21 protein-coding genes and 1 tRNA gene are annotated in these 26,956 nt (G+C 28.8%); 9 read left to right on the top strand and 13 right to left on the bottom strand.

Going from position 1 to position 26,956, the window contains the following annotated elements:
• Nucleotides 1-4 precede the first annotated feature (4 nt).
• From BTO18_RS12145 to BTO18_RS12120, 6 genes are all read right to left on the bottom strand, one after another.
• A complete protein-coding gene (locus BTO18_RS12145) occupies nt 5-304 on the bottom strand; it encodes a type II toxin-antitoxin system RelE/ParE family toxin (protein ID WP_105016479.1) in 300 nt (99 codons plus the stop codon).
• Nucleotides 297-548 (bottom strand): type II toxin-antitoxin system ParD family antitoxin, encoded by a 252-nt coding sequence (locus BTO18_RS12140; protein ID WP_105016478.1) that lies wholly within the window; start codon nt 546-548, stop codon nt 297-299. Before BTO18_RS12140 ends, BTO18_RS12145 begins: the two co-directional genes overlap by 8 nt.
• 136 nt (nt 549-684) lie before the next feature.
• Nucleotides 685-4,182: an efflux RND transporter permease subunit gene (locus BTO18_RS12135; protein WP_105016477.1), complete on the bottom strand. Its 3,498-nt coding sequence runs from the start codon at nt 4,180-4,182 to the stop codon at nt 685-687.
• 4 nt (nt 4,183-4,186) lie between these two features.
• On the bottom strand, nt 4,187-5,356 hold the full coding sequence (locus BTO18_RS12130; protein ID WP_105016476.1) for an efflux RND transporter periplasmic adaptor subunit: 1,170 nt from the start codon (nt 5,354-5,356) through the stop codon (nt 4,187-4,189).
• Nucleotides 5,357-5,367: 11 nt separating this feature from the next.
• Nucleotides 5,368-6,699, bottom strand: a complete 1,332-nt coding sequence (locus BTO18_RS12125) for a TolC family protein (RefSeq protein ID WP_105016475.1) — start codon at nt 6,697-6,699, stop codon at nt 5,368-5,370.
• 3 nt (nt 6,700-6,702) lie between these two features.
• Nucleotides 6,703-7,305, bottom strand: coding sequence for a TetR/AcrR family transcriptional regulator (locus BTO18_RS12120; protein ID WP_105016474.1), 603 nt, complete (start codon nt 7,303-7,305; stop codon nt 6,703-6,705).
• Nucleotides 7,306-7,433: 128 nt separating this feature from the next.
• On the opposite strand from BTO18_RS12120, the gene BTO18_RS12115 reads away from it, so the two are divergent.
• Together BTO18_RS12115 and BTO18_RS12110 are read left to right on the top strand one after the other, a co-directional pair.
• On the top strand, nt 7,434-8,405 hold the full coding sequence (locus BTO18_RS12115) for a polyprenyl synthetase family protein (protein WP_105017568.1): 972 nt from the start codon (nt 7,434-7,436) through the stop codon (nt 8,403-8,405).
• Between the two features lie 60 nt (nt 8,406-8,465).
• Nucleotides 8,466-8,539, top strand: a tRNA-Ile gene (locus BTO18_RS12110).
• A gap of 782 nt (nt 8,540-9,321) precedes the next feature.
• On the opposite strand, the gene BTO18_RS12105 is transcribed toward BTO18_RS12110, so the two are convergent.
• From BTO18_RS12105 to BTO18_RS17680, 6 genes are all read right to left on the bottom strand, one after another.
• On the bottom strand, nt 9,322-12,249 hold the full coding sequence (locus tag BTO18_RS12105; RefSeq protein WP_170063270.1) for a M16 family metallopeptidase: 2,928 nt from the start codon (nt 12,247-12,249) through the stop codon (nt 9,322-9,324).
• Between the two features lie 96 nt (nt 12,250-12,345).
• Nucleotides 12,346-14,049 (bottom strand): gluzincin family metallopeptidase, encoded by a 1,704-nt coding sequence (locus tag BTO18_RS12100; RefSeq protein WP_146106928.1) that lies wholly within the window; start codon nt 14,047-14,049, stop codon nt 12,346-12,348.
• Nucleotides 14,050-14,062: 13 nt separating this feature from the next.
• Nucleotides 14,063-15,040, bottom strand: coding sequence for a WD40 repeat domain-containing protein (locus tag BTO18_RS12095; protein WP_105016471.1), 978 nt, complete (start codon nt 15,038-15,040; stop codon nt 14,063-14,065).
• Nucleotides 15,027-15,521, bottom strand: a complete 495-nt coding sequence (locus BTO18_RS12090; protein WP_105016470.1) for a hypothetical protein — start codon at nt 15,519-15,521, stop codon at nt 15,027-15,029. The genes BTO18_RS12095 and BTO18_RS12090 overlap by 14 nt, the downstream gene beginning before the upstream one ends.
• 13 nt (nt 15,522-15,534) lie before the next feature.
• A complete protein-coding gene (locus BTO18_RS12085; RefSeq protein ID WP_105016469.1) occupies nt 15,535-15,888 on the bottom strand; it encodes a LytTR family transcriptional regulator DNA-binding domain-containing protein in 354 nt (117 codons plus the stop codon).
• Between the two features lie 176 nt (nt 15,889-16,064).
• Nucleotides 16,065-16,490, bottom strand: coding sequence for a helix-turn-helix domain-containing protein (locus BTO18_RS17680; protein ID WP_211295602.1), 426 nt, complete (start codon nt 16,488-16,490; stop codon nt 16,065-16,067).
• Nucleotides 16,491-17,732: 1,242 nt separating this feature from the next.
• Here BTO18_RS17680 and BTO18_RS12075 point away from each other — a divergent pair.
• The 5 genes from BTO18_RS12075 (at nt 17,733) to BTO18_RS12055 (ending at nt 22,929) form a co-directional block, all read left to right on the top strand.
• Nucleotides 17,733-18,359 (top strand): hypothetical protein, encoded by a 627-nt coding sequence (locus BTO18_RS12075; RefSeq protein ID WP_105016467.1) that lies wholly within the window; start codon nt 17,733-17,735, stop codon nt 18,357-18,359.
• Between the two features lie 134 nt (nt 18,360-18,493).
• The gene (locus BTO18_RS12070; protein WP_146106926.1) at nt 18,494-19,468 is read left to right on the top strand and encodes a DUF5694 domain-containing protein; all 975 of its coding nucleotides are present in this window, start codon (nt 18,494-18,496) and stop codon (nt 19,466-19,468) included.
• A gap of 41 nt (nt 19,469-19,509) precedes the next feature.
• On the top strand, nt 19,510-20,811 hold the full coding sequence (locus BTO18_RS12065) for an amidohydrolase family protein (RefSeq protein WP_105016465.1): 1,302 nt from the start codon (nt 19,510-19,512) through the stop codon (nt 20,809-20,811).
• Between the two features lie 17 nt (nt 20,812-20,828).
• Nucleotides 20,829-21,926, top strand: a complete 1,098-nt coding sequence (locus tag BTO18_RS12060) for an alpha/beta fold hydrolase (protein ID WP_105016464.1) — start codon at nt 20,829-20,831, stop codon at nt 21,924-21,926.
• 1 nt (nt 21,927) lies between these two features.
• Entirely contained in the window at nt 21,928-22,929 is a 1,002-nt protein-coding gene (locus BTO18_RS12055) for a hypothetical protein (protein ID WP_105016463.1), read from the top strand.
• A gap of 21 nt (nt 22,930-22,950) precedes the next feature.
• Here BTO18_RS12055 and BTO18_RS12050 read toward each other — a convergent pair whose 3' ends face one another.
• Complete coding sequence (locus BTO18_RS12050; RefSeq protein ID WP_105016462.1) at nt 22,951-23,319, bottom strand: DUF1801 domain-containing protein; 369 nt, start codon at nt 23,317-23,319, stop codon at nt 22,951-22,953.
• A 167-nt stretch (nt 23,320-23,486) separates the two neighbouring features.
• On the opposite strand from BTO18_RS12050, the gene BTO18_RS12045 reads away from it, so the two are divergent.
• Both BTO18_RS12045 and BTO18_RS12040 read left to right on the top strand, forming a co-directional pair.
• The gene (locus tag BTO18_RS12045; protein ID WP_105016461.1) at nt 23,487-24,629 is read left to right on the top strand and encodes a TlpA family protein disulfide reductase; all 1,143 of its coding nucleotides are present in this window, start codon (nt 23,487-23,489) and stop codon (nt 24,627-24,629) included.
• A gap of 51 nt (nt 24,630-24,680) precedes the next feature.
• The gene (locus BTO18_RS12040) at nt 24,681-26,666 is read left to right on the top strand and encodes a protein-disulfide reductase DsbD family protein (RefSeq protein WP_105016460.1); all 1,986 of its coding nucleotides are present in this window, start codon (nt 24,681-24,683) and stop codon (nt 26,664-26,666) included.
• Nucleotides 26,667-26,956: the final 290 nt, after the last annotated feature.

Below are 26,956 nucleotides of genomic sequence, written 5' to 3'. Positions count from 1 at the left end.
AATTTTATTTATTCAGTCTATTCTTTAAATTCATTCTTTCGTGAAGAACTCTTGTGATTTCAATATAATTTTGATTCGTAATTCTGTAAAATATAATGTGTTTTTGGACTTTTAACCCAAAAAGTTGTTTAGTGACACCAACATAATTTTTTCCTAAATTAGGTTTATCCGCTATTTTTTGACAGCTTGAAATTAACATTTCATAGTATTTTGTGGCTTGTTTTTCTGACCAAACATCAAATGTATATTCCCAAATTTTTGATAAATCTTCAACAGCCTTATTGGTTAGTTTGTATCTAGCCATTCAATCTTTTATTTGCTTTCAAAGACTGAAGATGTTTTACAGGATCAAAATCATGAGCAATATCACTGTCAATTCCTTCCTGAATCGCTTTTTTCAAAGCAACTACTTTATTTTCCTCTTCTTCCAGAAGTCGTAAACCTGCACGAATTACTTCACTCACATTTTTAAAACGCCCTTTTTGTATACTTTCTTGAACAAATTCGTCAAAATAGTTCCCAAGTGATATTGATGTATTTTTATTCATAATTTTATACAGTTTTATCAAATATACCAATAATTGGTAAAGTATTCAAAAATGAAGCCTTTTGGTAAGTTTTAAAATACAAAAAAGGCTGAAATCATTACAATTACAACCTTTTTCTAGTTAACAAATATTGTTTTTAAGCAGCTATTTCTTGAATGCTATTTTTACCTTTCAATTTCATTTTAAAACGAGTAACCAAGTAGAATAAAATAGGCACAACAATTAAGGTTAAGAATGTTGCTATAATTAAACCATAAATAACAGTTTTTGCTAAAGGTCCCCAGAAAATTACATTATCTCCACCAATATAAATATTAGCATTAAAATCGCTTAAAAGAGTAAAAAAGTTTATATTGAAACCTATTGCTAAAGGAATTAGTCCTAAAATGGTTGTAATTGCTGTTAATAAAACAGGACGTAGACGTGCTTTACCACCTTTAATAATTGCGTTTTTTAAAGATTGTGTATCCACATATTTATCTTCATCAACATTATTTTCTTCCTTTTTTCTATCAATTAATAATTGGGTATAATCGAGTAAAACCACACCATTATTTACTACAATTCCTGCAAGTGCAATAATACCCATCATTGTCATCATAATCACAAAAGGAGCACCTGTTGCAACTAATCCTCCAAAAACACCAATCAAACTTAAAAAGATAGCTATCATTATAATACCAGGTTTAGAAACCGAGTTAAATTGGAAAATTAAAATGAAGAAAATTAATGCCAAACCAATAAAGAAAGCACTCATTAAAAATGCCATTTGCTTGTTTTGCTCTTCAATTTGGCCTGTATAATCAATTTTAACCCCTTTAGGTAATGCTGTAAAAGATTCCATTTCTTTCTGAACTTGTGTTACTATTGCAGCTGCATCAGTAAAACCAGGAGCCAAAGCAGAATATACTGTAACTACTCTTTTTACATCTTTGTGCTTAATAGCACTAAAACCAGAGGTATTTGTTTTTGAAGCCACTGCAGAAACAGGAATGTTTCTAACTTGCCCTGAAGCTTGATCTCTAAATGTCATTTTTTGATTAAAAATAGCATTAGAATTATATCTATTTTCTTCATTAAAACGAACGTAAATATCGTAATCTTCTCCATCGTTTTTATAAATACCAGCTTTTGCACCAAACACAGCATTTCGTAATTGTTGCCCAACTTGCCCAGTAGAAACCCCTAGTTCTCCAGCTTTTTTACGATCAACTTTTACCAACATAGAAGGTTTAGATTTGTTCACATCAATCTTTAATTGATCAATACCACCTATACTTTTTGTATTGATATAATCTCGCATTTTTTCTGCGGTTTCTATCAACTCTGCATAATCATTTCCTTCTAGTTCTATATTTATTGGATAACCTTGTGGAGGTCCATTTGCATCTTTTTCTACAGAGATAGAAACTCCAGGGTAAATACCTTGTAAAGCTTCTTGTACTTTCTTTTGCAGGTCTTTAGATTCTGCTCCTCTTCTATATTTATACTCACGCATAGAGGCTGTAATTTTACCTCTGTGTGGCATATCTGCAGCAGAACCACCATCAGTTTGTGGGTTACCTGCACCTGCACCAACTTGAGAAACTGCACTTTCTACCAAGAAGTTATAGCCATCATCAACATATTCTGGAGCATTTAAAATTTTATACACTCTGTTTTCTATATCTAGAGTAATAGCATTGGTTTTTTCAATAGCAGTTCCTTGTGGGTATTCTATATAAACAATAATTTGATTGGGTTCATTATCAGGAAAAAACTCAATTTTTGTTCTTTGACTTGCTACTGAAGCTCCAAAACCACCAAATGCTAGAAATAACAAAACAAATGTTGAAATGGTGATTACTATTGGTCTCCAACCTCTTAAAGCAATCGTCAATAATCTTTCATAAAAACGTTCCCATTTTGGTAAAATAACGTTTTGAAATCCGTTAGCCATTGGTCGTAAAGCATATCTGTATAACCAAAAACTAATTGCCGAAAATATCATTAATGTGCCTAATGCTCTAAAAGAACCACCAAAAATTAATACTAAAATTCCAACAACTGCAAGTATAGATGTAATTGTGATAATTCTTTTTAAAGGCATATTTTTATCTTCAATACTCATAAATTGAGATACCATTACAGAGTTGAAGAAAATTGCCACAAAAAGTGACGAACCTAAAACCACTGAAAGCGTTATTGGAAAATATTTCATAAACTGCCCCATAACTCCAGGCCATAATCCTAAAGGAACAAAGGCTGCAACTGTTGTTAAAGTAGAGATGATAATTGGGAAAGCAATTTCACCAATTCCTTTTTTGGTTGCAGCAATGCTATTTAAGCCTTCTTCTTCCATTAATCTGTAGGCATTTTCTACAACAACAATTCCATTATCAACCAACATTCCTAGACCCATAATTAGTCCAAAAAGAATCATTGTGTTCATAGTATATCCAAATAAACTTAAAATCATTAAAGACATAAACATTGACATGGGTATAGCAAAACCAACAAATAATGCGTTTTTAAATCCAAGGAAAAACATTAAAACAATAACCACTAATATTACACCAAAAATGATGTTGTTTACTAAATCATCTACTTGCCCAATAGTTTTTGAAGACTGATCGTTAGCAATCGTAACTTTTAGGTTTGCAGGAAATATATTTTCTCTAGCATCTTTAACAATTTCTTGAATTTTATCGGCAGCAATTACCATGTTTTTGCCTGAACGTTTTTTAACATCGAGCATTACAACAGCCTCTCCTTTTTTTGTTTCAGCACTAAATTCTCTTGCATAAGTGGTCTTTTCTTTGTCCTTAAAAGTTACATCAGCAATATCTTTTAAGTAAATTGAATTCCCTTTTTCTGATTTTACAACAAAATCTTCCAGTTGGTTTGGTTTATCTATTTCACCTACTATTCTAATTGTTCTTCTTTGTCCGCTAGCTTTTAAATTACCAGCAGAAAGCGTCATATTTCCATTACTTATAGAGGTGATAATGTCGTTAAAACTTACTTGAGCTGCCATCATTTTATAAATGTCAACAGCAACTTCTACTTCTTTCTCTTGAGCACCTCTAATGTCTACTTTTTTGATTTGAGATAAATCTTCAATTTCATCTTGTAAATACTCTCCATATTCTTTTAATTTATCTACTGTGTAATCTCCAGAAATATTGATATTTAAAATGGGCATCTCTTCAGACATGCTCAAATCAAAGATATTAGGTTCTACTTTTGCACCATTAAAAGTTGGCCAATCTTCGCTAGAGGATTCAGTATCAACCTGATCTTTTACTTTTTGTTTGGCAGCATCAACAGTCATACCTTCATCAAACTCAACAATAATCATTGAGTAATCTTCTTGAGAAGTTGAGGTAATTTCTACAACACCACTTACAGTTTTTAGTTTATCTTCTAAAGGATCTGTAATTAGTTTTTCTACATCTTCTCCTGTATTTCCTGGATAAATAGTACTAATGTAAATTTTAGTTTCCTTAATTTCAGGAAAATTTTCTCTAGGCATATTAAAAAATGCAGAGATACCTAATGCTAAAATCAATAGCATTAATACGTACATTGTTGTTTTATTGTTTATTGCCCAAGAAGAGAGTATAAAATCTTTATCTACTTTTTTATTAGCCATTAGTTTAGATTTTAGAAGTTAAAATTTCTACTTCTTGTTTATCTTTTACACTTCTTGCACCTTCTTTTACTACTTCTAATCCTTTAGATAAACCTGATAAAACCTCAATAACATCTCCTTGTGTTTTACCAGTTTTAATGAATGCTTTCTCTGCTGTTCCTATTTTATTGTTGATGTTCTTTACCACAAAAACATATTGTTCTCCTTTTGCATTCTCTGATATAATGCTTTGTGGAATTAAGATTGCAGATTCGTTTGAATAATCGTTAATTTTTAGTTTAGCAGTTAAGTTTGGTTTTATATTACCATCTTTATTTGGTACTAAAACTTCAATCTTAAAAGTTCTATTTGCTGGGTTGATAAAATTACCTGCTTGCCTAATTGTAGATTGCATCTTCTTACCCAAAATAGGAAATTCAACTTCTACATTTTTTCCTTTATTTACTGATGTAATATAGCTTTCTGGTACATCAGTTTCTATATACATGTTACCTAAATTCACAATTCTAAAAACACCCATACCTGGAGAAACAAGATTACCTTGTTCTATAATGATATCATCTATAACACCAGAAAAAGGTGCAGTAATATTTGTTTTTGCTAGTGTTTTTTCTAATTGAGTAACTGCATTTTTCTGTGCTTCATAATTTGCTTTAGCTTGTAAAAATTGAATTTCAGAACCTATTTTTTGATCCCAAACTCTTTTTTGACGTTCATACGTAGTTTTTGCTAATTCAGCTTGTACTTTTAGTTGTGCTAATTGATTAGATAGACCATTATCATCTATTTTTGCCAAAGCTTGCCCTTTTCTAACTGATTGCCCCTCTTTTACGTAAATGGCAGTTAAAATACCATTCATTTCTGGAGAAATTATAACATTTTTCTTAGTTTGTACATTTCCTTGTAATTCTAAATAGTGGTTAAAATTTTCTTCTTTAACACTAAAAGTAGAAACTTGAGGCACTTTTTTATTGGTGTCTAATTTGGCAATCTCATCATTCAGTTTTTTAATTTGATTTGAGATTTCAGTTTGCTTTGCATTTAATTCATCTTTTTTTGCTCGTATTTGTGATAAATCTTGTGTAGCGATAACAGCATCTAAAGATTGTTGTTTTTTATCTCCACAAGAAGATAAAATTAAGGTTCCTAGTAATAATATATATATATTTCTCATTGCTGATTTGGTTATTTTATTGGAATATTTAATGCGTTTTCTAATGTTGCTTTTTTAGCAATGATGTTTAACATTGCTTGTATGTAGCTATTTTGTTGTGTGTATAATTGATTTTGTGCTTGAAGCAAATCGAAACTTGTAGTAATTCCTTCGTCGAATTTTATTTGCTGTTTTTTTTCAATTCTTTCAGCAAGATTTAGATTTTTTTGAGCAGTTTCGTAATTATCTATACTTAATTGATAATCACTTTTTGCACTTTGAGCAGCTAAACTTAATTTTTGTTTTGTTTCTTCTAAACGAATATCAGCAGTTTCTAAATCAATTTTTGTTTGAGCTATTTTAGCTTTTCTACCAAAACTGCTAAAAATAGGTACATTTAAACTTACGCCCAATAATGATGATTGAAACCATCTTTGATTACTATCAAAAAAAGAGAAATTATTTGAAAAAGCTTGTGTTCCATAATTAATAAAAGCACTTAAACTTGGTAAATTTTTACTCTTTTCAAGTTGCATCATCAAGCGTTTTGTTTCTCTATCATTTTCAGCAATTTTAAAATCGATATGATTATCGAGATTAAAATCTATTACTAATAAATCTAAATCGGTATTGGCTAGCACTAAAGACTCTAAAGTATCAGATAATATTAATTTAGTATCAATAGGGTTACCTAAAGCAATATTTAGCATTTTGTAAGCAATTACTTTTAATCTTTCAGTAGCTCTTATGTTACTCTCAATGTTTCCTTTAATAATCTCAAATTGTTCTACGTCTTCTTGCTCTGCTAATCCATTTTCATAACCAACTCTAGCACCTTTAAGAATTCTATCATTAACAGTATTATTTCTTTTTAAAATTTCGATACTTTTTTCAGCAACCAAAATATTACCATAAGCATTAATAACTGCTTCTCTAGTTAGTAATTCTGTTTTTTCTTTAGCTTGTTCAGATATCTTTAAAAAAGTTTTAGAAGCTTGTAAACCAACTAAATAAGAGCCATCAAAAAGTAATTGAGACAATGTAAAAGATGCATTTATATTTTGTTTAGTGCCAAAAATAAACTCTTCATCTACTCCATCACCATTAATATCTGCAACACTTATGGGTTGTTTTAAAAAGTTTTGATAATCTACAGCTCCATTAATTTGAGGTAACCCAATTGTGGTAGTTTCCCAAACTGTTTCTTTGGCTACTTTAATATCATTTTGAGCAGCTTTTGTATTATAACTATTCTCTAGTGCATATTTTATAGCATCATTTAAAGAAAGTTCTATCGTTTTTTCTTGTGCTTTTAATGATATTGTAAAAGCTAAAAAAGAAATGATGTAAATATATTTCTTCATTTATTATTGGTTATTATTTAATTGTTTTTCTAGTTGTTGTATGCCTTTTTCTGTACAAATACCTCTTAAATGATACTCATAATAATAATTCATTAAAGTTTTCATTGAGTAATTTTTAAGTGGAAACATGTCTTTATCTTTAATGCCTATAAGACCATTAAAATAAATACGCGAAATGAACTCAACATCTATATTATCTCTATAAATGCTTAACTCAATTCCGTATTTTAGGTTTTCTATAACACAATCTTGCATTACTTCAAATTGTTTTTGTTTAAGTGATGCATAAATTTTTGGATAGTATTTCTGTAGCTGATATTGAGGAGAAGATTTTTCATCTTTTAAGTGCGTCATAACAAATTGTTTGATGTCAAAAAGCTCATCAATAGGGTTTTCTTTTAGAGCACATATTTTATCAATTCCATTTGAAATAATATTGAAAGTATAATCGGTTACTGCGTCTACTAAATCAGTCTTATTCTTAAAATACTTATAAATTGTTTTTTTAGAAACACCTAAAGAATTGGCAATTTCATCCATAGTTACGCTCTTAAACCCAAGGTTTAAAAACAATTCATTTGATTTTTCAATAATTTTTTCTCTCATAAATATTGTACAAAAATACAATAGGAAACTTTAGAAACAAAAATAGTTTCCAAAGTTTTAATGATTTTTTAACATTTCATTTAAAAAGTAAAATTTCTTTACATTATTTTTACATAAAATTTAGAGATTTGGATATTTTACATTATCAACAAGAGTTTTTACAATACTTAACGTCTAAAAACTGGATTCAAGAACCAAAAAATCTTTACGAACCCGTAGATTATATTTTACAAATAGGAGGAAAGAGGATTAGACCTGTATTAACGTTAATGGCAGCAGATATTTTTTCGAATGATTTTAAAAAAGCCCTACCAGCTGCATTATCAATAGAAGTATTTCATAATTTTACTTTGGTGCATGATGATATTATGGATGATGCTCCTTTACGAAGAGGTAAAGCAACAGTTCATGAAAAGTGGGATATTAATACAGGAATACTTTCTGGTGATGCTATGTTGATTTTAGCTTATCAATATTTTGAGAATTATGAGGCAAAAATATTTCAGAAATTAGCAAAACTATTCAGTAAAACAGCTTTAGAAGTTTGTGATGGGCAACAATTAGATGTTGATTTTGAAACCAGAAATGATGTTACTATTGAAGAATATATTAATATGATTTGTTTAAAAACATCAGTATTAGTTGCAGCAGCTCTTAAAATGGGAGCTATTGTAGCAGAAACTAATGAAGAAAATGCAAACCTGATTTATGATTTCGGATTAAATTTAGGTCTTGCATTTCAATTACAAGATGATTATTTAGACACTTTTGGTGATTCAGAAACTTTTGGAAAACAAATTGGAGGCGATATCATAGAGAATAAAAAAACCTTTTTGTATTTAAAAACTCTTAAAGTGGCAGATACTGAAACCGTTAATAAGCTTAAGTATTATTATAGAAAAAAATTAAAAGAGAATACACTTAAAATCATAGATGTAACTCGAATTTTTAAGATGAATAATATTCCTTTTTTAATTACAAAAGAAATTGAAGATTATACTCAAAAAGCCTTTGATACATTATCAAAAATGGATATTTCTAATGAGAATAAACAGAAACTGAAAGCTTTTGGTATGTGGTTAATGAAACGAACTGTATAATTATTAAAAAAAGTTTGCATTTAAGTTAAAATTAATCTTAAATTTGCACCCACTTTTATGGGTCCTATAGCTCAGTTGGTTAGAGCACCTGACTCATAATCAGGTGGTCCATGGTTCGAGTCCATGTGGGACCACTTTTAAAACTCCATAAATCCTTGAATATCATATAGATACTCAAGGATTTTTTAGTTTGAGCTCAAGTATATGCTCAATGTGATTTTGTAAAGCCTTACCACCAATGACTTTGCGGGATTTTAAGTATTTTCAAAAATAAATTTAAAATGATTTTGTGATTTAGCTCAACTAAAGGTTGGTCAGCTTCATTTAATTAGCAACCCTTTTATCTAAAGAGCTTGACAAAGTTTCCATTTTCGTCAAACTTAAGTTTTGTCTATATTTGGTTGCAAAGAAACTTTTAGTAGTCTCACAGTAGTCCAATTTATGAGGATTAGAGTAAATTATCTTTTTAAATTGTTATGAATTCATTTGTTAATTCGTCTAAATAAGTTAGTTTAATTTTTAAAGATTTAACAAAATCAATCTCTTTAGCTTTAGGCTTTGTACCAATTACAATTTCTAAGGTAGCGTCTTCATTGTTAAAATATTTATACTCTAATAATTGCCCAATAGCTATTCTAATGGAGTATTTTGTCCCTATAGTACTATTTTTGGTTTTTTAGTGACATGAGCTTATGACAAATAGAAATGCTAATAAATAAAAGTGCTTCATAAATTTTAGTTGATATATGTACTAACGAAAGTAACATTTTACAATTTTCAGAAACTACTTTAATAAAAAAACTAGTCTCAAATTGACTTTTTGCGACTAAATAGACTTATTGCTTTTGAGTATTAATTAAGAAAGTAAAACTACCTAATAAGAGAAAATCCACTAATAAATATAATATCAAATCTTTTAGTATCTAAAAATTTCACTGGTAGTTAATTCTACTACTTTTCCAAATTTTGAAAGTTCATTTATATCTATTTTATTTTTATCAGCTACAATTAGAATGGATTTTGGATTATTTCTTAATGTATTGTAATACTCTATCAAATCTTTTAGTGTAATGGATTTAATTGTATTATACTTGTATTCATTTATATCGTTAGTAATTTCTTTTTCCTTGAGGTCTAAATATGTCCAGAATATACTTGGCCCGTTAGTTCTTGAGGCTTCAAATCGTTTAAGTAAATCTACTTTTGTAATATTAAAATCTGCTTCATTGAATGGTAAGTTGTTTAAATATTCAAAAATAGCATTAAGGGTATTTGGCAGTTTTTCTACTTGAGTTGCAGCAATAGCGGCTACATGATCGTAGTCCTTTTTTGATGTTGCTTCATCAATGTATGCATAACCACTATAAAATAGCGCTCTTTTTTCCCTAATTTCTTTCTCAAATGTATTAGATAAATACCAATTTAAGAGGTTATTTAAAGGTAAATTCTCTTTTTTGAATTTATTGGTTCTGGATACAAAGGAAATATTTGCTTGTTTTAAGCCGTCTTTATGAACTAGGTAAACCAAGTTTTTGGTTGGGACCTTTACTTTATCATCTTTATTGATCTTTATATTCTTTGAAGAAGTAAAATTGTCTAAATCTTTTTTCAGCAAAGACTCTAATGCTGTTATATTATCTCCATAATAAAATACGTCAAGTTTGTAGCCTACTATATCTTTAAAAGTTTTTATGAGCTCCTCCTCCTCTAAATTTAATATATCATCACTTTTTAAGGTTTTATATTCTAAATATTTTTTAGAATATAGAGCATAATTCCTTAAATTATAATTAATAAATCTTAAATCATTTTTATTTTGAATTCTTTGTTTGTTTGTACCTTGGATGAATTCCTTGAATACGTTTTTGTCAGATTTAATACCTAAAAGAATGTGGCTGGCTAATTCTATACCTTTAGATAAATTTTCTTCTATTCCAGATATTGAAATATAAACTTTCTTAGCATTTACTGAAAAGTTAATTTTTAAACCATTTTTAAATAGTTCATTACTTAGGGTAGTTTTTGAAAATTCTTTAGTACCTAATTTTTTAATATAATCAATAGCTAATGGAAGTTTTCTTATATTTTTAGAACCTACATTATATATAAAATGCAACTCAAAGTTTGAGTTTTTCTTGTTTTCAACGTGAAATAAATCTATGTCATTTTTTAAGTTCTTTTTTGTGATATATTTATTAAAATCTAAAAATTCAGGCACAATTTTTTCAGCCTGTATGGCTTCTATATTGTTTGCAAAGTCAGATTTTTTGTCACCGTTTTCAAATAAAGGTGTAATGGTTTGTTTTTCAACTTTTGCTGCAGGTTTTGATTTTCCTTTATGTTTGTACAACACAACATAGTTGTTATAAAATTTATTGGCAAAATCAATAATATCATGTTTTGTGATTTTTTGTATTTCTGTTATATATGATATCCGATCTTCCCACTTTCTATCTTGAATGTAGTCTGTAAAAATGACACTTGCTAATGATCTTGAAGTTGCAATGTCCTTATTCGCATCTATTTTCATTCGATTTACGATTGCATCTAATAACCAATCTTCAAAATCACCATTTTTAATTTTATCTATTTGGTCAATTAATAAATTCTCAACTTCTTTTAATGTTTGGTTTTGTTTTGGATAGCCGTCTAAAAGATGAATTCCGTAATCTCTATTTTTAATAATGTACGATTTAGCATCTTTTACACGTTGTTTAGATTTTAATTCAGTATCAAAAAAACCAGCACTTCCATTTGCTAACATTAAATCGATGATTGTTACATATTTTTCATCAATAGAATTTGCATCCTTGTATCTAAATGCTATATAAACTGAGGCATCATTTTCATCCGTAAATTCTAGCTTTCTAATATCATTTATATCATCTTCTATTGGAAGCTTTGGTCTTTCAAGTTTTTTAGGTTTTAATTGCCCTAAAGTTTTATCAATCAATAGTATGGTGTTGTCAAAGTCTAGATCACCTACTAAAGTAATAGACATGTTGTTTGGTACATAGTACTTGTTGAAATATTCCTTAATAGCTTTAATAGAGGGATTTCTTAAATGTTCTGATGTACCTATAACTCTCTGCTGACCATAAGGATGCTTTTCAAATATCTTTTCCGTAATCGCATAATATTTTTTTTCCCAAATGTCATCCATCTCCTTATTGAATTCCTCGTATACTATTTGTAATTCACTATTGAATGACCTTGGCACCATATGGCTAAACCTTTCTGCTTCAAGATTTAGAAATTTCTCCATAGCTGTAGCAGGTACTAAACTGGTATATATTGTATGATCAACATTAGTAATTCCATTTGGTATTACTACACCTAATTGTTTTAATAAATTTCTATACTCTAACCCTGATGAAATTTTTGATGCTTCGAATGAAAGACTATCAATTTTTTTATAAATACTTTTTTTCTCGGAAGAATTTTTAGCAAGTTTTTTCTGTTCGAATAACTCTTCTATTTGCTTTAGTATTTTACTCTCATTTTCCCAATCAAGAGCACCTATTTTACTATTTCCATTAAACATGATATGTTCTAAGTAATGCGCTAAACCAGTATTGTCAGCAGGCTCAAAAGCTGAACCAGCTTTAACAGATATGATGGAATACACTCGAGGTTCATCAAAATTTTGAGCCAAATACACTTTAAGTCCGTTGTTGAGGGTATAATGACGTGTACTAGTCGGATCATTTGTTACTATTTCATACTGATAACCATTTTTATCTGTTTTTTTTACAGTTCTATACTTCTCATTTTCTTGCGCATAGTTCATAAATGACATTAACATAAAAATGACAATTAAGACTTTTGTAAATCGATTTTTCATGTTTACAGGTTTTAACTTGTTAATTATTTTTTTTGAGAAAGTGATAAATCTTTTTTGAAGAGTAATCATAGTCATTAGTTTATATTGCTTTGTTAATTAGTCTATAATTCTTTTTGCCCTTTTACTCTTGGGATATTTTTTCAAGTAAGACATAGCGAGCTCGTTAGCAACTTGCGTATGTCCAGCTCTTTTTAAAGCACGTATGTAATTAAGCTGAATGGCTGGATGAGAACTATTCCACATAGGAACAGCACCTTTTGGATCTAAATTAAAAGAAAGAGGTTCAGAATTGCTTATACCTTTAACTATTTCTTTTTTACTATTACCTTGGGTTTTATGCAGATAGACATTACCACTTTTGTCTTCAACTTCAATTTCAATAGGATAATCAACACTTCCTCGTTTTACAATACTAAATGAATATTCCCATCCATTGTTTTTATTAAGTTTTTTGATATTTTTTAGTTCATATTCAATAATAGCATTATCATTATTCCATTGTTTCATAAAGTGTTTTACAAAAGGGTGTCCATTTTGTGTACAGTAATCGATAAAATTTTGTGTAGATAGTTGTTTGCCTTGATACTTTTTTAAGATGTCTTTTTGAATATTTAGAAAATTCTTAAAACCTATTTCCCTTGATATTAAGTACATGCCAACAGAAGCCTTTCCATGAGAAATATTACTATTGTAATCAAAATTTAGTTTTTTATACTGTTCTGCTGGTAAACCTACTTGCTGTTCAACATTAGAAAGATACGTTTCTAAATACCTCTCCATCATACCTGCTCTATAGGCTCCAGAATTCCAAGTGTCTTCTAATGATAATTTATATGCTTCAGATAAATAAAGATGATCTATCCAGATACCGCTAGACAACATTAATGGACTTAACCCATCTGATTTTACATGATACCCCCAATAATAGTGCCCTAATTCATGAGACGTGATCCATTGTAAAAAAGAAGTATCTAAATTTCCTTGATGTATGTAAAACACATTTTCTGTAGGAAAGCCTCCTTGCCATTTTTTGTGCCCTATTACTATACCTACATGCTTTAATGGGAAAAAACCATATACAGACTCATACCATGCTATAATATTACTTGCAGTTTGTGCAACATTTGAAAAAACATCTGTTAAGTCTTTTGGGCAGAAATAAAAAATTTCAGTTTTATTTGTTTTAATAGAATTTACTACGAAATCCCACCCTGCATTTAATGCAAAATAGCGAATATCTTCTACTTTAAAAGCAGATGTTTTTTGTGATTTTTTACGGACAGTATTTGTTTTATATCCTGAAGTAAGAATAGCAAGTTTTTTAGGATAAGTGAGTTTAACTTCAAAATTTTTGTAATAATTTCTATCACCATTTATATAAATATCAGGATACCAGGAATTGTCAGAAGAAGAAGAGGGAAAAAGAATATATCCAAATGATTTTCTCCAATCGAATATATCATTTAAATTGAATTCATAAGTAATGGTAATATTATCGTTATTACGAACGTTATAAAGTTCTATTTTAGAATTTTTAACTTTCTTACTAGTATTTACAGCATTGACTTTTATACTCGAAATCTTAATGATTGGATTTCCTAAACTATCTTTACCGCCAGAAAAAGGAAATACGTAAAGTGAATCACTTTCTATACCTTTAGCTATAAAACTCATTTCTGCCTTTAGATACAAATTGTCATCTATTAATCCTTTAATCTTAATGACCGAGTTTTGTCCGAAAGAATATAGTGTAAATATTAAGTTTAGAATTAAGATTAAGTAAATTTTCTTCTTTGACATTGTATGCTTAGTATTAATCTAGATTCCAAAATTTAATTTTACCCTTTAAATCAACCGAAACCATTTGTTTTTGGTTATCTGCGATGTCTAAAGCACTTATTGTTCCATTATGTGTGTACCATTCGTCTATTAGTCTGCCGTCTGTTTTATTCCAAACTCTTATGGATTGATCTAAACTAGAAGTGTAAATTTTACTTTTACCAAATAGTGCATCTGTAAGTTTTAGATGGTATGGGTCGTGTAATGTATCTCCATTTTGAAATTTATAGATGTAGTAAGGATGCTTTCTCTTATAAATAATTGAATCGCTTTCTAAACCAAATATTTGAAACTCATTAAAATTTAGTAATAATAAATCTCCATTGTCATCAATATCTGTGAGTTTACCATCCACACTGTATTCTTTTTCTATTTTTCTATTATTTATATTCCATTTGACATATTTATTCGATTTTTGAAAATATAATGCCCCAAACTTATCTGAATGTCGAATGTAGCTTTTAGCTAGCGCCTTAGTTAAATCAAGCTTTTGATAACCGTTATTTAAATCCCAGATATAGTTATTGCCTTTAGTATCAAATCCTAATAAATAGGAATCATCATTAGATAATTTTATTGAGTTTATCCAAGCATTTTTATTAGTTTTTAACTGTTTACTAATTAAACCAGAAGAGACATCTATAATTAATACACCTGAATTTAATGTACTTGCAATCACAGCATTCTTACTCTTTAAAAATTGAAGGCTATAAACTTCATCATTGAGTTGTATAACTAACTTCTCATCATCCTGATTTTTTATTCTTTTAGAAATTCTTCCTGAATAGGTTGATACTAAAACAGTATCTTTTTCAGAATAAAAAACAACATCTGTATAAGAGAGCGTATTGATCCCCGTAAGATTTTGATCACTTAAGTTATGATTATCATTGCAACCTAATAGAACAACAAATAATATAACAAATAGTAGTGTTATTCTATTCTTTTTCATCTGTCCTAATTTTTAATGCTTTGTTATTCTTAATAAAGTCCATGTAGATATCTTCATCCCCCACTGCGAGACTAATTTTATTACCATTTCTTCCCCATATTTGCATAGCACCACCTCCTAGAGGGTCTGCTATAAATAGCGCATTTTGTTGTGTTTTAGAATCAAGTGTCAAAAAAACGTTTCCATAACTATTGTCAGTTACGTATCCACCTCTCTCTTGTCCTTCAGAATCGTATAACATAATTCCAGAAATAGATGCATTTTCACCACGAGAAATTCTATAACCATGAATTGTTGGGTCTGGTAATGGTGAACCAATAATAACTCTTTCAACACCAGAAGAGCCAACTACAACTAGGCCTCTTACTTTAATAATTTCATTAGAAAAATCTGGTTTAGTTAGTTTATTATTAAGTAAAGCAAAACACAAGCCTAATGTTATTAGTAGGTTTAATGCCAAAAGTATTCGAGATAATTTCATATTAGTTTATTTATTATTCATTCAAAAATTCTCTTAAGCATTTTGAGCGCTCATGACTTAAATAGATAGGTTTATGAAATTCTGGAATTAATTGAATTTCTAATTGCCCGGGTTTGTATGGAGTGAGCTTTGAAATCGAGTCCGCATTTAGTAAAAGTTGTCTGTTTACTCTTACAAAATCGTTTGGATTAATTTGCTTTTGGAGTTCATTTAAAGACTCATCTAAAGGATAAGAATTGCCATCTATAGTTCTAGCGAAAACAATTTCATCCCTAAAAAAATAGGCGATATTTTCAATTTTTATAGGTATTAGACTTTTACCAAATCTAAATAAAAATCGGGTTTTGTATTCCTTTAATTTAAACATTTTTTAAATGATTTATTAATAACGTTTTACTTAAAAAAACAACCTTTTGCATTTTTAAGTAATAATGTTGAAATGTACAGAGAAGAATGCTTAAATGATAGCTATAGCCAACAAAGTTTGTCTCACTTTTCAAAAATGAAACAAGGTAATTTTCACATAGTACGTATAGTTACTATTTAAATAGATTTCTTGATTTTTTCGAGATATTCTGTTGGTGTCATACCAACTTCTCTTTTAAAATTTCTATAAAAAGCAGCTTTAGATTGAAAACCAGATTCTAGTGCTATACCAATTATATCAAAATTTTTGGCTTCTTTGGACAATAATTTACTTTTAAATTCTTTTACTTTTAAAGAATTCAAAAATTGTTTAAACCCAGTACAGTTGTACTCTCTTTTTAAGAATAAATTCAACGTATGATACTTTAAATTTTCATTAATAAGTGTTTCTTTTATATCGTAATCAGCTTCAAGAAATTTCTTTTGACTTATTAAGTCTCTGATTATTTCTTGCATTTTCCTATCATCTGCAATGGAATATAATTCATTTTTAATTTTAGCCCCTAAAAAGTATTTCTTCAAACTATCTAATTCTAATATCATAAATAACAGGATACAAAAATCACCTATCAAGGTAACACACATAAACACATTAGGATTAATCCCTCTTGCGTTTTTATAATCTAATATCAAATTATTTAAGTTTAGTATTAAAGGGGTTAATAAAATGAGTGCCAGAGAAATATAATAACCTGAAATTAAATAAGTAGTATACCTATATCTTTTAAACTTCTTTTTAATGACTTTATCTTTAAGTTTATTTAATAATTGAAAACACTTAATTATAAAAAATGTTATCAATATTAAACATGTAAACAAGAAAATATAACTAATGAAAAGAGGCATACTTTGTTTAGCCATAAAATTCTTTAGTATCATATAGGATAAAACAATTAATGAAGGTACTAGTATAACATAATAAGGTTTGCTTTTAGTTTTTAGAGATACAATCTTTGACGTGCATTTTTGTAAATAAATATAGAATAATGGGAGTACAAGTACTTGTCTATAATCAGCAAAAAGTAAATTTCCTATAAAGGTATCAATGAAACTATAGTCATTGTATGGGTAGAAATACGAAGTGAATAATATAAAACAGATTAACGCTAATTCTAAAGTTTTTCCTTTGATAGAATGAAGTATTCCTAAAATCAAAAAGAGTAGCTTAGGGCCAAACAATAATCCTGCTAAAAAAGAATTTTCTGTCAATTTCAAAAGAGTTTTTAACATTAAAAAATATCTAGCTTGAGCCTAAAATGAAGCAGCTACAAAAAAGACTCATTTTAAAAATTAAAATTAATTACAAATACAAGTAAAATAAGATCCTATCAGTTAAATTTTTGGTTAAGTAATCATTTACTTGGTTAAATTAAAATCCGAAAATAATCTACATCAATTTTTTCAGCAAATAAAATAAGTCGAGTGGCCTTTTTTAAAAGATGAGTCGTCCTTTTTAGAGATAAACTGAAATAACAAGTCTCTACTATCAAGGACTAACTTAAACTCAAAATGTTACATTAGGATAATATAGTACTCACATTTTCTTGACCAGATAATTTTGGATTATAGTGAAATATAAAAAGACTTCACACACCCTACTGACTTTATAAATTAAATATTTGAGTTTGTCTATGTAATATCTGAGTTGATGATTAAAGCTTATTGAGTATTGACTAAAAAAAAATATATTTGAGTATACCACATAAATTACTGTACAGAAGTAAAATATTAGTAAAAGACAAATTAAGATGTGTGTAAAATAGTTATTGTAAGAATCTAGATTTTATGAAACCTAAATTATTAAACATACAATTTTATTTATTCAAAGGAATTATCATTTGGTCAATAATAACATCTCTTTTTACATGGTTACCATTGGTGAGAATTATTGGTAAACCTGATAAGTATTATTGGGGTATATTAAACGTTTCTGGTGAAGGCGCAAATGGTCCTTATTGGATTTTTGTTTTAGGACTTACTTTAGCAGTTTCTCTTTTGTATTCTGCTTTCAGAGTCAAAGCAAGAATTTACTCTTACATAACGATATTATTGTGGCACTTATTAGTCCTTTACTTGGTTGTAATGGGGTTTTTACAATCAAAAGACACAACCATTCAAGGACAAGGATTGCATTGGGAATTTCCGATATGGATACTTGTATTAACAGCACTTTTATCAATAGTATGTATTGTAGCGTGGATTAGATTAGAAATTAAAAATGGCATACATTTCAAAATCAACACTTGGCAAAAACAGAATTCAAAAATGCTAATAATCTCTGGTTTTTTACTTTTTTTAGCTATCTACCTATTTAGTGTAGGTGATAATTATAACTGGATTACTTCAAGCGCTATTATAGTCACAATTATTCAATGGATTTTTCTCGTAGAATCTTTTAAGCCCATTCTTTAGAACTTATATGTTTATGTGTTGGATTAAAGCTTCTCTAATGACTTTTGATGTTTGAATAATTTAAGTTGGTGATTAAACTTTATGTAATCAAAACACAACTATATAGTTTTACTATTAATTTATTTATGAAAATTATGAAATATCTTATTGTGCTTTCCCTAACTATATTATTTGTTTTTAGCGCACGAGCCCAAGAAAACAAATCAATAATTAAAGCCACTCAAACTGAAAAATCAACTGTAAGATCTAAACAACTAGGCAAATCGACGATTAAAGCCACTCAATCAGGTGAATCTACTATAAGAGCTAATGAAAAACAGAGAACGAAAGTAAAAGGGCATCAAAGTAATAAACCAATTAAAACACTTTTAATTGGCGTCTCTCACTGGGCAAACTATGGACAAAAAGGAAATGATGTAGTACAAACTAATGAACCTGATATTTTGTCGAATCAGTACCAAAAGGAGCTCGAAGAAATTGCATCCAAAATCAAAAAATTTAATCCAGATAAGATATTCGTAGAAAGAGTAATAGACTATCAACCTAAATTGGATTCACTTTATCAGTTGTATAAAACAAGTAATTGGGGCGATAATAAACGAAATGAAATTTATCAATTAGGTTTTCGCATCGCAAAATCATTGAACCATAAGAGAGTTTACGGAGTTGATTTTCATGGAACTCAATTCCCTTTTGATAGTATTGTAAAAGTGATTCAGCAAGAAAATCAAATGGGTTTGATGAATGAAATACAAATTAAACTTCAACATTTTGCAAAGCAATACAACAAGTTAGTAGCTGAGAAGAAATCCTTGAAAGAGATACTTATTTTTTTAAATACTAAAGAAAATAAAAAGGCAAATTTAAGCCTGTATTTATCAAGTATGTCTAAAGTAGGAAAATTAGACAATAATATTGGAATTTTTACTGCTTCTGAATGGCTTCGCAGAAATCTAAACATGTATGGCTTTATCTTAAAATATATAGAGCCAAAAGATGAACGAATCATGGTTTTACTTGGTGCTGGTCATATTGCAGCTATAGAAAATATGATGGATTATAATTCTGGACTAGAAATAATCAAATTAAATGAATTAATTGATGATTAATTAAAAACCACAATAACAATAGATACAACTAACTAAAATTTATGAAATATTTTACTCTATATATTTTATTTATTGGTTTTACTCTTAATACCCAAAACACCCTTTTAAAAGCAAACTATCATTATGATAGTGATAAAGGGGAATTTGGGGGTTATATTGAGGTTTTAGTCCAACAAAATAAAATTAAAGCTATTGGAAACAAGTTGAGTTATGATGCAAGCAAAACAAAGGTTATAGATTTAGGTGAAGCCACATTATTACCAGGACTAATTGATGCGCACACGCATGTATTGATAGAAGAAGAGTTACACCCAAATTACTTTGGTTTTGGTGAAACAGTAGCTAAAAATGTTATTACTAAAAGTGATGCTTATAGAGCATTAGAAGGAGCTTCAAGAGCAAAATCATATTTGCATGAAGGTTTTACAACAATTAGAGATTTGGGTAATTCAGGCTTATATGCTGATGTAGATTTACGTAACGCTATTGATAATGAGTTAATAGTAGGATCCAGAATGTTTGTCTCTGGTCCAGGAATTGCAGCAACAGGCGGACAAGCATATGGATTATCGTTTTCATATAGTAAAGACATAGCTCATAAAGACTATCAAATTATTAATGACAAACAAGAAGCCATTGCAGCCGTTAGAGATCATGTGCTTATGCGTGTAGATCTTATTAAAGTTCATGCAGATAATATTCCAAACAAAACAACTTTAAGTTTAGAAGAACTTGCAGTAATTGTACAAGAGGCAAAACGACATGATAAAAAAGTAACAGCACACGCTATAACAGATAGAGCTATCTGGAATGCCGCAAAAGCAGGTGTATGTAGTATTGAACATGCTTATATAATGAGAGATAGTACTTTAAACTTTATAAAACAAAAAGGTATAACACTTATTCCTACATATTCTAATAAGGAAATATCCAATGAAATGTTTTTAAAAAGCGGAATGAGCGATTCTACTCGTAGAAAAGGAATAATAGAAAGAAGTGCCAAAAGACAACAAAGTAGCCTTATGAAACTTTACAAGAGCAACGTGAAATTAGCATTTGGTTCAGATTTTTATTCCAAAATATCACATTCAAGAGGAGAAAGTGCTAAAAAATCTATGTATGCGTGGTTAGAAGCAGGTATTCCTCTAGAAAAAGTATTACAATATGCAACAAAAAATGCTGCATTTCTTGTTAACACACCAAGAAACAAATTTGGTGTTTTAAAAGAAAAATATACTGCAGATATTATAGCTGTAAAAGGTGATTTAAGTAAAGATTCGAAACTACTAGAGCAATGCAAGTTTGTTATGAAAAATGGGAAGGTTATTCCTCTAAATAATTAATAGGTAAAATTTATTTGATGAAGAGATCTATTCGCAAATTAAAGATATTGATTTATTTAACAATACCGTTTCAAGTACTGTTATCTCAAAATCTAAAAAAGGAAACTGTTTTAGATAATGTTATTTACATAGAAGACAGTATTTACAATAGTATACCATCACTTCCTCGATTATGCGATAATATTACTTCATTGAATAAGAGTCATGTAGACATCGGTGGCACAAAATTGTACACTGAAATTGAAGGTGAAGGAATTCCAATTATTTTAATTAATGGTGGTCCTGGAGGTACACATCATTATTTTCACCCATGGTTTTCTAAACTTAAAGAAAGACATAAGATAATTTATTACGATCAACGCGGTACCGGACTTTCAGATTTTAATCCAGAATCTGGTTATACCATAAAACAAGCTGTTGAAGATTTAGAGAGACTTCGCATAAAGCTAAAAATATCAAAATGGATCGTTTTTGGTTACTCTTACGGCGGGGCGTTAGCACAGTATTATGCAATTAAATATCCGGAAAATATTCTTGCATTACTCTTGTGCAGTTCGCATCCTGTATTTAAAAGCGAAAAATTTAAAAGTCAGCAACAAAAATATATAAGTACGCAGGAAAAAGAAAGAATGGATGCTATTACTCAAAAAGCTCTTGAAGACAAGCGAAACGGTAAACTTAATGTACAAGCATATTTATACAATGTCGCACTAAATGGTGATTGGAAACGCCAAAACTTTTATAAGCCTACAAAAGAGGAAATGATAAGAAGTGTTCTGTATGAATGGACTAATGATAGAAGTTTTAATAGAGATGTAAGCAAAAGTATGAGGCATTTAGATTTTAGAGGTGCATTTAAAAACTGCCCTATTCCTACATTAATTTTTGAAGGAAAACAAGACTTAACTTGGGGAGATAAAAAGCCAGAAGTATTTAAGGCAAACCATCCTAATGCAAAGTATGCATATTTTAAAAATTCTGGACATAAAATCTTTAAAGATGAGCCTAAAAAATTTAACAGAACGTTACTCAACTTTACTAGGAAAAACAAAGCTTCAACAGCAAAGTCTATAAAAAAATGGAAAGAAACTACTAATAAATATATACAAGAATGAGGTGCTTTTCACTCTAATAATAGCCATATTATCATTAAGCAGTTGCTCCAAGCAAACAAAATCAATTGATGAGATTTTAAATTCAGATTTTGAAATAAAACAAATATCTAGAGGAAATAATAACCCTAAAATTAGTCTTGCAAAAGATAGTATACATATTTTTTTAACGGCTTTACACTACAAAATACCTGTTCAAAAAATAGCAAGTAAACTTAATTGGAACGATAAATTAACTAAAGAGAACATTGACGCATTAACAAAGAATGGATTAATTAAAAATGATGATGGAATACTGATTCCTAAATTGGGTATTTTAACATTAGAGCGAGGCAAACTATTAAACGAGAAGTGTAAGGCTATATCGCAAGAAATAGCAAATGGTATCGAAAGTCAACTTCTAGAAATAAAAAAATTACACAATAAAACCACCGCTTCAAAATCTTACAGTTTCCAAGATTTATCGCTTTTCTATATAAGTAATGTGTTGTTAGATAATGTGCAAATAGCTAATGTAGAAAGAGATTTTTTAAAGGAACAACGTCCGTTAAGAAATGGTAGTAGGTATTATTTATCCATTCAAGAAAAAGAAAAAAATAGCAAGTTTGAGTCTTTTGGTATTTATGGAAATCAAATACTAGTTAGCAATGATTCTATTGTTGTAGCTGCTTATGGTAATACAAGAAACGATTTAAATGTAGGATGGAAAGACTATAAAAATAAGTTAGTTCATTCATTTAGTAAAAACGATTTTAACATAATTGTCAATGAAATGCCTAAATTATTCTTAACAGATCTCATTAAAATATTAAACAAGCATAAAAGATATTTTGAAGAAGTATACAAAGAACTAAATTTCAATGAAGAAGTGTCTTTTGAAGAATTTTTTATTTGGTGGTATCATATTATTTATACACAAACAACAGACATTCTTATAGAACTTAATATAATTGAAAAACCAGCATCTGATAATGGCTTAATTTATTATGAATTAATATTGAAATAGATATAATTATTACGCAGTACTCTATTTTCTTTTAGATTTATATGGTTTTGTTTCATCTAACAATATTGCTTCGTTTAAGATTTCTCTAAACGCATTTAATGGAATATCCTTTATATTAGAAACCATAATGCCTTTTAATTGTTTTCTTCCATTACTTTTTAGAAGCCCTTGATTATTTGATAGCTCATTCCCCCTCATGAAAGTAACTTCCACTAGTTTATTTTTCAAAGGTTTTAAATAACAAATCCAACTATTCTTATAATAACAGGGATTTTTATAAGTTATTTTATCATTTAAGTCATAATCATTTATAAGCATATGGTGGAAAAATAACATTATTGCTCTTTGAGTACCATCAGACTGATAAATCAAACTTTCAACTTCTGTCATACTATTCTATTTATTTTTAAATCACGTTAGATTTTCATAAAACAAAACTCTAGAAAGGTTTTTTAGGTCAGTTCATCAGTTTATAGGGTTAATTCAACTGTTTCTAAATCAATAAAGATATTATACTTTTCATATTTACAGTGTTAAATATTTTAAAATCAGTACTTATGAAAAAAATAGTAATTATATGCTTAACGATTTTTGCCTATGGATGCAATAATAACGAGATACCTAAAAATGCCACAGAGCTATTAGCATTAAACATTGAAAAAACTTCAAATGGTGATCAATGGAACAATGTAAATTTAACTGTTAAAGAGTTAAAAAGAGTTACTAAAATTAGCGGGAATTTAGTAGCTGATATTGACTATAAACAATACTATAAATTTCCATATCATCAAAGAAATGATCTCTTTAACAAAGGAAAACTAAGCTCGACAGAATTTTACTCACCAGAAAAAAATATTATTATCAACTACAATGAGAATAGTAAGGGCTTTACAGATATAGCAAGCAAACCAATTTACAAATCCCCTGTTTTTGAGCTTAAAAACGATGTGAAAAACCTGGTGCTCTCAGATACATTAATCGGTTTTGAAAATTTTTATAAATTAACAGATACGGTTAATCATAGCGTATACTTATTTAATAAAGTTAATACTCTATTAGTTTCTAAAGAAACCAAAACAGGTTATGGTTGGCAAACCGAAACTTTTGAAGATTACGAAAATATTGATGGTTATATGATTGCAAAAAAAATAACCAGATCTATACCAGAGTCTGCATATTTACGGGAAGATGTAATTTCTAAAATAGAAATTAATAAAAATGTAGCAGACAATACTTTTCATATTGATGATTCAGATAGAAGAATTGTTTTAAATAAGGAGATCCCAGACTTCAATTTTCAAGATTTTGATAATTCTAACCTTACCATAACAAAAGAGAGCTTAAAAGGTAAGACTGTTCTTTTAGACTTCTGGGCAACATGGTGCGGGCCATGTGTAAAGGAAATACCAAATATTGAAATATTACACAATAAGTATAAAGACAAAGGTTTTGAAGTAGTTAGTATTTCTTTAGATAAAAATGATGAACTCGTAAAATCATTTAGGAAGAATAGATACAGTCTTCCCTGGAAGAATACAATTTTAACAGAAGGTTTCAAAGCTTCTCAAGCTATAAAAATGGAAGTAAGTTCATTGCCAAAAGTTATACTGTTTGATAAAGAAGGTAAAATTATTGCTATCGATGAAGATGCAAAAGCAGAAAAATTAGAAGCTAAATTAAACGCTGTTTTTAACTTTTAAAAATACTCACCCTTTTCAATTAAAAATCATCCACAACTTAAAAATAAAGATATGTTTAATAGATGTTTAATAAGCCTAGTATTAATGTTTACTGGGGTTATCCATTCAGCAAATTCACAAATTCTGGAACCTGTTAAATGGATATCAGAGGTTGAAAAAGTCTCTGATGCAGATTACAATATTACCTTCAAGGCTATTGTTGCTGAAGGATGGTACATATATTCTCAAAAATCAAGCGATAATTTTATACCAAAAACAATTTTTAAATTTAATAACCAAGAGCAAAACTATAAATTAAATGGTATCACTATTGAGCCTAATAAAGAACCTATTTTTGATAAAATTTTTAAACAAAATGTAGTAAAATTTAAGGGTGAAGTTCTGTTTAAACAGAAGATAACTACACTAAACTCTAACACAAAACAAATAAAAGTTTTTGTAGAATATCAAACTTGTGATAATACCAAGTGTGTTCCAGGAGATTTCGTGTTTGATTTATCATTAGATGGTTCAACAATAGAATCTAAAGAAATAGCTATTGATGAGAAAAGTAAAAAACTATCCGATGAGCTAGAGCTTAACATTACAGGCTGGAATAAATATAAGAAGCATACTGTTGAAGAAAAAAGCAACCTCAGTATTTTCTTTTTAGGTTTTTTAGGAGGACTCATAGCATTACTAACACCTTGTGTTTTTCCAATGATTCCTTTAACTGTGTCTTTTTTTACAAAAAGTTCAAGTAATTCTAAAAAAGGATTGTTTAACTCTTTGCTCTATGGTTTTTTTATATTCATTATTTATACTTTACTAAGTGTTCCATTTCATTTATTAGACTCTTTAGACCCTGGAATTTTAAATAATATCTCTACTAATGTGACCTTAAATCTATTATTTTTTGTGATTTTTGTTGTATTTGCATTCTCTTTTTTTGGTTATTATGAGTTAACCCTACCACATTCTTGGAGTGCTAAAATGGATCATAAAGCAGATAAAATAGGTGGTTTTATAGGTGTCTTTTTTATGGCATTAACTCTGACTATAGTGTCATTTTCATGTACAGGCCCAATTCTGGGAACTCTTTTAGGAAGTTCTTTAACGGCAGACGGTGGTACAATTCAATTAACAATGGGAATGAGTGGTTTTGGACTGGCATTAGCATTACCTTTTACATTATTTGCTATGTTTCCAAAATGGCTAAAATCGTTACCTAAATCTGGAGGTTGGTTACAAACAGTAAAAGTTGTTTTAGGCTTTATAGAATTGGCCCTAGCTCTCAAGTTTCTATCAAATGCAGATTTAGTTGAACATTGGGGATTATTAAAACGAGAGGTTTTTATTGGACTTTGGATAATTGTTGGAATAGGTTTAATGCTATATTTATTTTGGAAAATCAAGTTTCCTCATGATAACTATACAAAAAAACTAAGCAACGGTAGAATTTTCACTGGTATTGTAGTTATAGTATTTGTAATTTATTTAATTCCAGGATTAACAAACACAAAATATGCCAACCTAAAACTTTTAAGTGGTTTTCCACCGCCAATATTTTATACTCTATACGATAAGACATCTGAATACCCTCTTAATTTAAATTGTTATAAAGACTTAAACGAAGGTATTACAGTCGCTAAAGCAGAAAATAAACCAATTTTATTAGACTTCACAGGGTGGACTTGTGTTAACTGTAGAAAGATGGAAGAACAAGTTTGGAGTAAATCAAAAATTTATAAAATCTTAAAGCAAGATTACATTATTATTTCACTTTATGTTGATGACAATCAGAAAGAACTTCCTAAAGATTCTCAGTTTAACTATTTAAGAGCAAATGGCACTGTAAAAAATATTAAAACCTATGGTGATAAGTGGACAGCTTTACAAACTACCAACTTTCATAATAATTCACAGCCTTTTTATGCATTATTAAATACTAATATGGAACTATTAAATACAACCAGTGCTTACGAACCTAATTCAGAATACTATTATCTATGGCTGAAAACTGGTCTTAATAACTTTAAGGAGTATATATTAAAGTAACCAGAAACTGTTTTTTTAGTTACATTATTAAAATTGAAAAGTCAATTTATGCTCTGTTATAAATAGAAATATGCCTCATATCTTATTTCATATAGAAATTATTTAACTCTACTGTAAAATAATTGAAACTCAACAAATAACCTATATATTTCACCCCTTTACTTTGACTAATTTTTTAAATTTAATCGTGTTATCTAGTAATCTTTATAAAAAAAGAGAGCAATCTAAATATCGAACTTAACTTAAACACGAGTAATGTAGTTTTAGAATTATTCTATTTGAAAATGTGT

The sequence above is a fragment of the Polaribacter porphyrae genome, from assembly GCF_002954685.1.
Classification (GTDB): domain Bacteria; phylum Bacteroidota; class Bacteroidia; order Flavobacteriales; family Flavobacteriaceae; genus Polaribacter; species Polaribacter porphyrae.
This window is presented reverse-complemented; position numbering and strand designations above follow the sequence as displayed.

Excerpts from the sequence above, each read along its gene's own strand:
- BTO18_RS12145 (WP_105016479.1), bottom strand. The coding sequence starts at position 304 with ATGGCTAGATACAAACTAACCAATAAGGCTGTTGAAGATTTATCAAAA.
- BTO18_RS12140 (WP_105016478.1), bottom strand. The coding sequence starts at position 548 with ATGAATAAAAATACATCAATATCACTTGGGAACTATTTTGACGAATTT.
- BTO18_RS12135 (WP_105016477.1), bottom strand. The coding sequence starts at position 4,182 with ATGGCTAATAAAAAAGTAGATAAAGATTTTATACTCTCTTCTTGGGCA.
- BTO18_RS12130 (WP_105016476.1), bottom strand. The coding sequence starts at position 5,356 with ATGAGAAATATATATATATTATTACTAGGAACCTTAATTTTATCTTCT.
- BTO18_RS12125 (WP_105016475.1), bottom strand. The coding sequence starts at position 6,699 with ATGAAGAAATATATTTACATCATTTCTTTTTTAGCTTTTACAATATCA.
- BTO18_RS12120 (WP_105016474.1), bottom strand. The coding sequence starts at position 7,305 with ATGAGAGAAAAAATTATTGAAAAATCAAATGAATTGTTTTTAAACCTT.
- BTO18_RS12105 (WP_170063270.1), bottom strand. The coding sequence starts at position 12,249 with ATGAAAAATCGATTTACAAAAGTCTTAATTGTCATTTTTATGTTAATG.
- BTO18_RS12100 (WP_146106928.1), bottom strand. The coding sequence starts at position 14,049 with ATGTCAAAGAAGAAAATTTACTTAATCTTAATTCTAAACTTAATATTT.
- BTO18_RS12095 (WP_105016471.1), bottom strand. The coding sequence starts at position 15,040 with ATGAAAAAGAATAGAATAACACTACTATTTGTTATATTATTTGTTGTT.
- BTO18_RS12090 (WP_105016470.1), bottom strand. The coding sequence starts at position 15,521 with ATGAAATTATCTCGAATACTTTTGGCATTAAACCTACTAATAACATTA.
- BTO18_RS12085 (WP_105016469.1), bottom strand. The coding sequence starts at position 15,888 with ATGTTTAAATTAAAGGAATACAAAACCCGATTTTTATTTAGATTTGGT.
- BTO18_RS17680 (WP_211295602.1), bottom strand. The coding sequence starts at position 16,490 with ATGATATTAGAATTAGATAGTTTGAAGAAATACTTTTTAGGGGCTAAA.
- BTO18_RS12075 (WP_105016467.1), top strand. The coding sequence starts at position 17,733 with ATGAAACCTAAATTATTAAACATACAATTTTATTTATTCAAAGGAATT.
- BTO18_RS12070 (WP_146106926.1), top strand. The coding sequence starts at position 18,494 with ATGAAATATCTTATTGTGCTTTCCCTAACTATATTATTTGTTTTTAGC.
- BTO18_RS12065 (WP_105016465.1), top strand. The coding sequence starts at position 19,510 with ATGAAATATTTTACTCTATATATTTTATTTATTGGTTTTACTCTTAAT.
- BTO18_RS12060 (WP_105016464.1), top strand. The coding sequence starts at position 20,829 with ATGAAGAGATCTATTCGCAAATTAAAGATATTGATTTATTTAACAATA.
- BTO18_RS12050 (WP_105016462.1), bottom strand. The coding sequence starts at position 23,319 with ATGACAGAAGTTGAAAGTTTGATTTATCAGTCTGATGGTACTCAAAGA.
- BTO18_RS12045 (WP_105016461.1), top strand. The coding sequence starts at position 23,487 with ATGAAAAAAATAGTAATTATATGCTTAACGATTTTTGCCTATGGATGC.
- BTO18_RS12040 (WP_105016460.1), top strand. The coding sequence starts at position 24,681 with ATGTTTAATAGATGTTTAATAAGCCTAGTATTAATGTTTACTGGGGTT.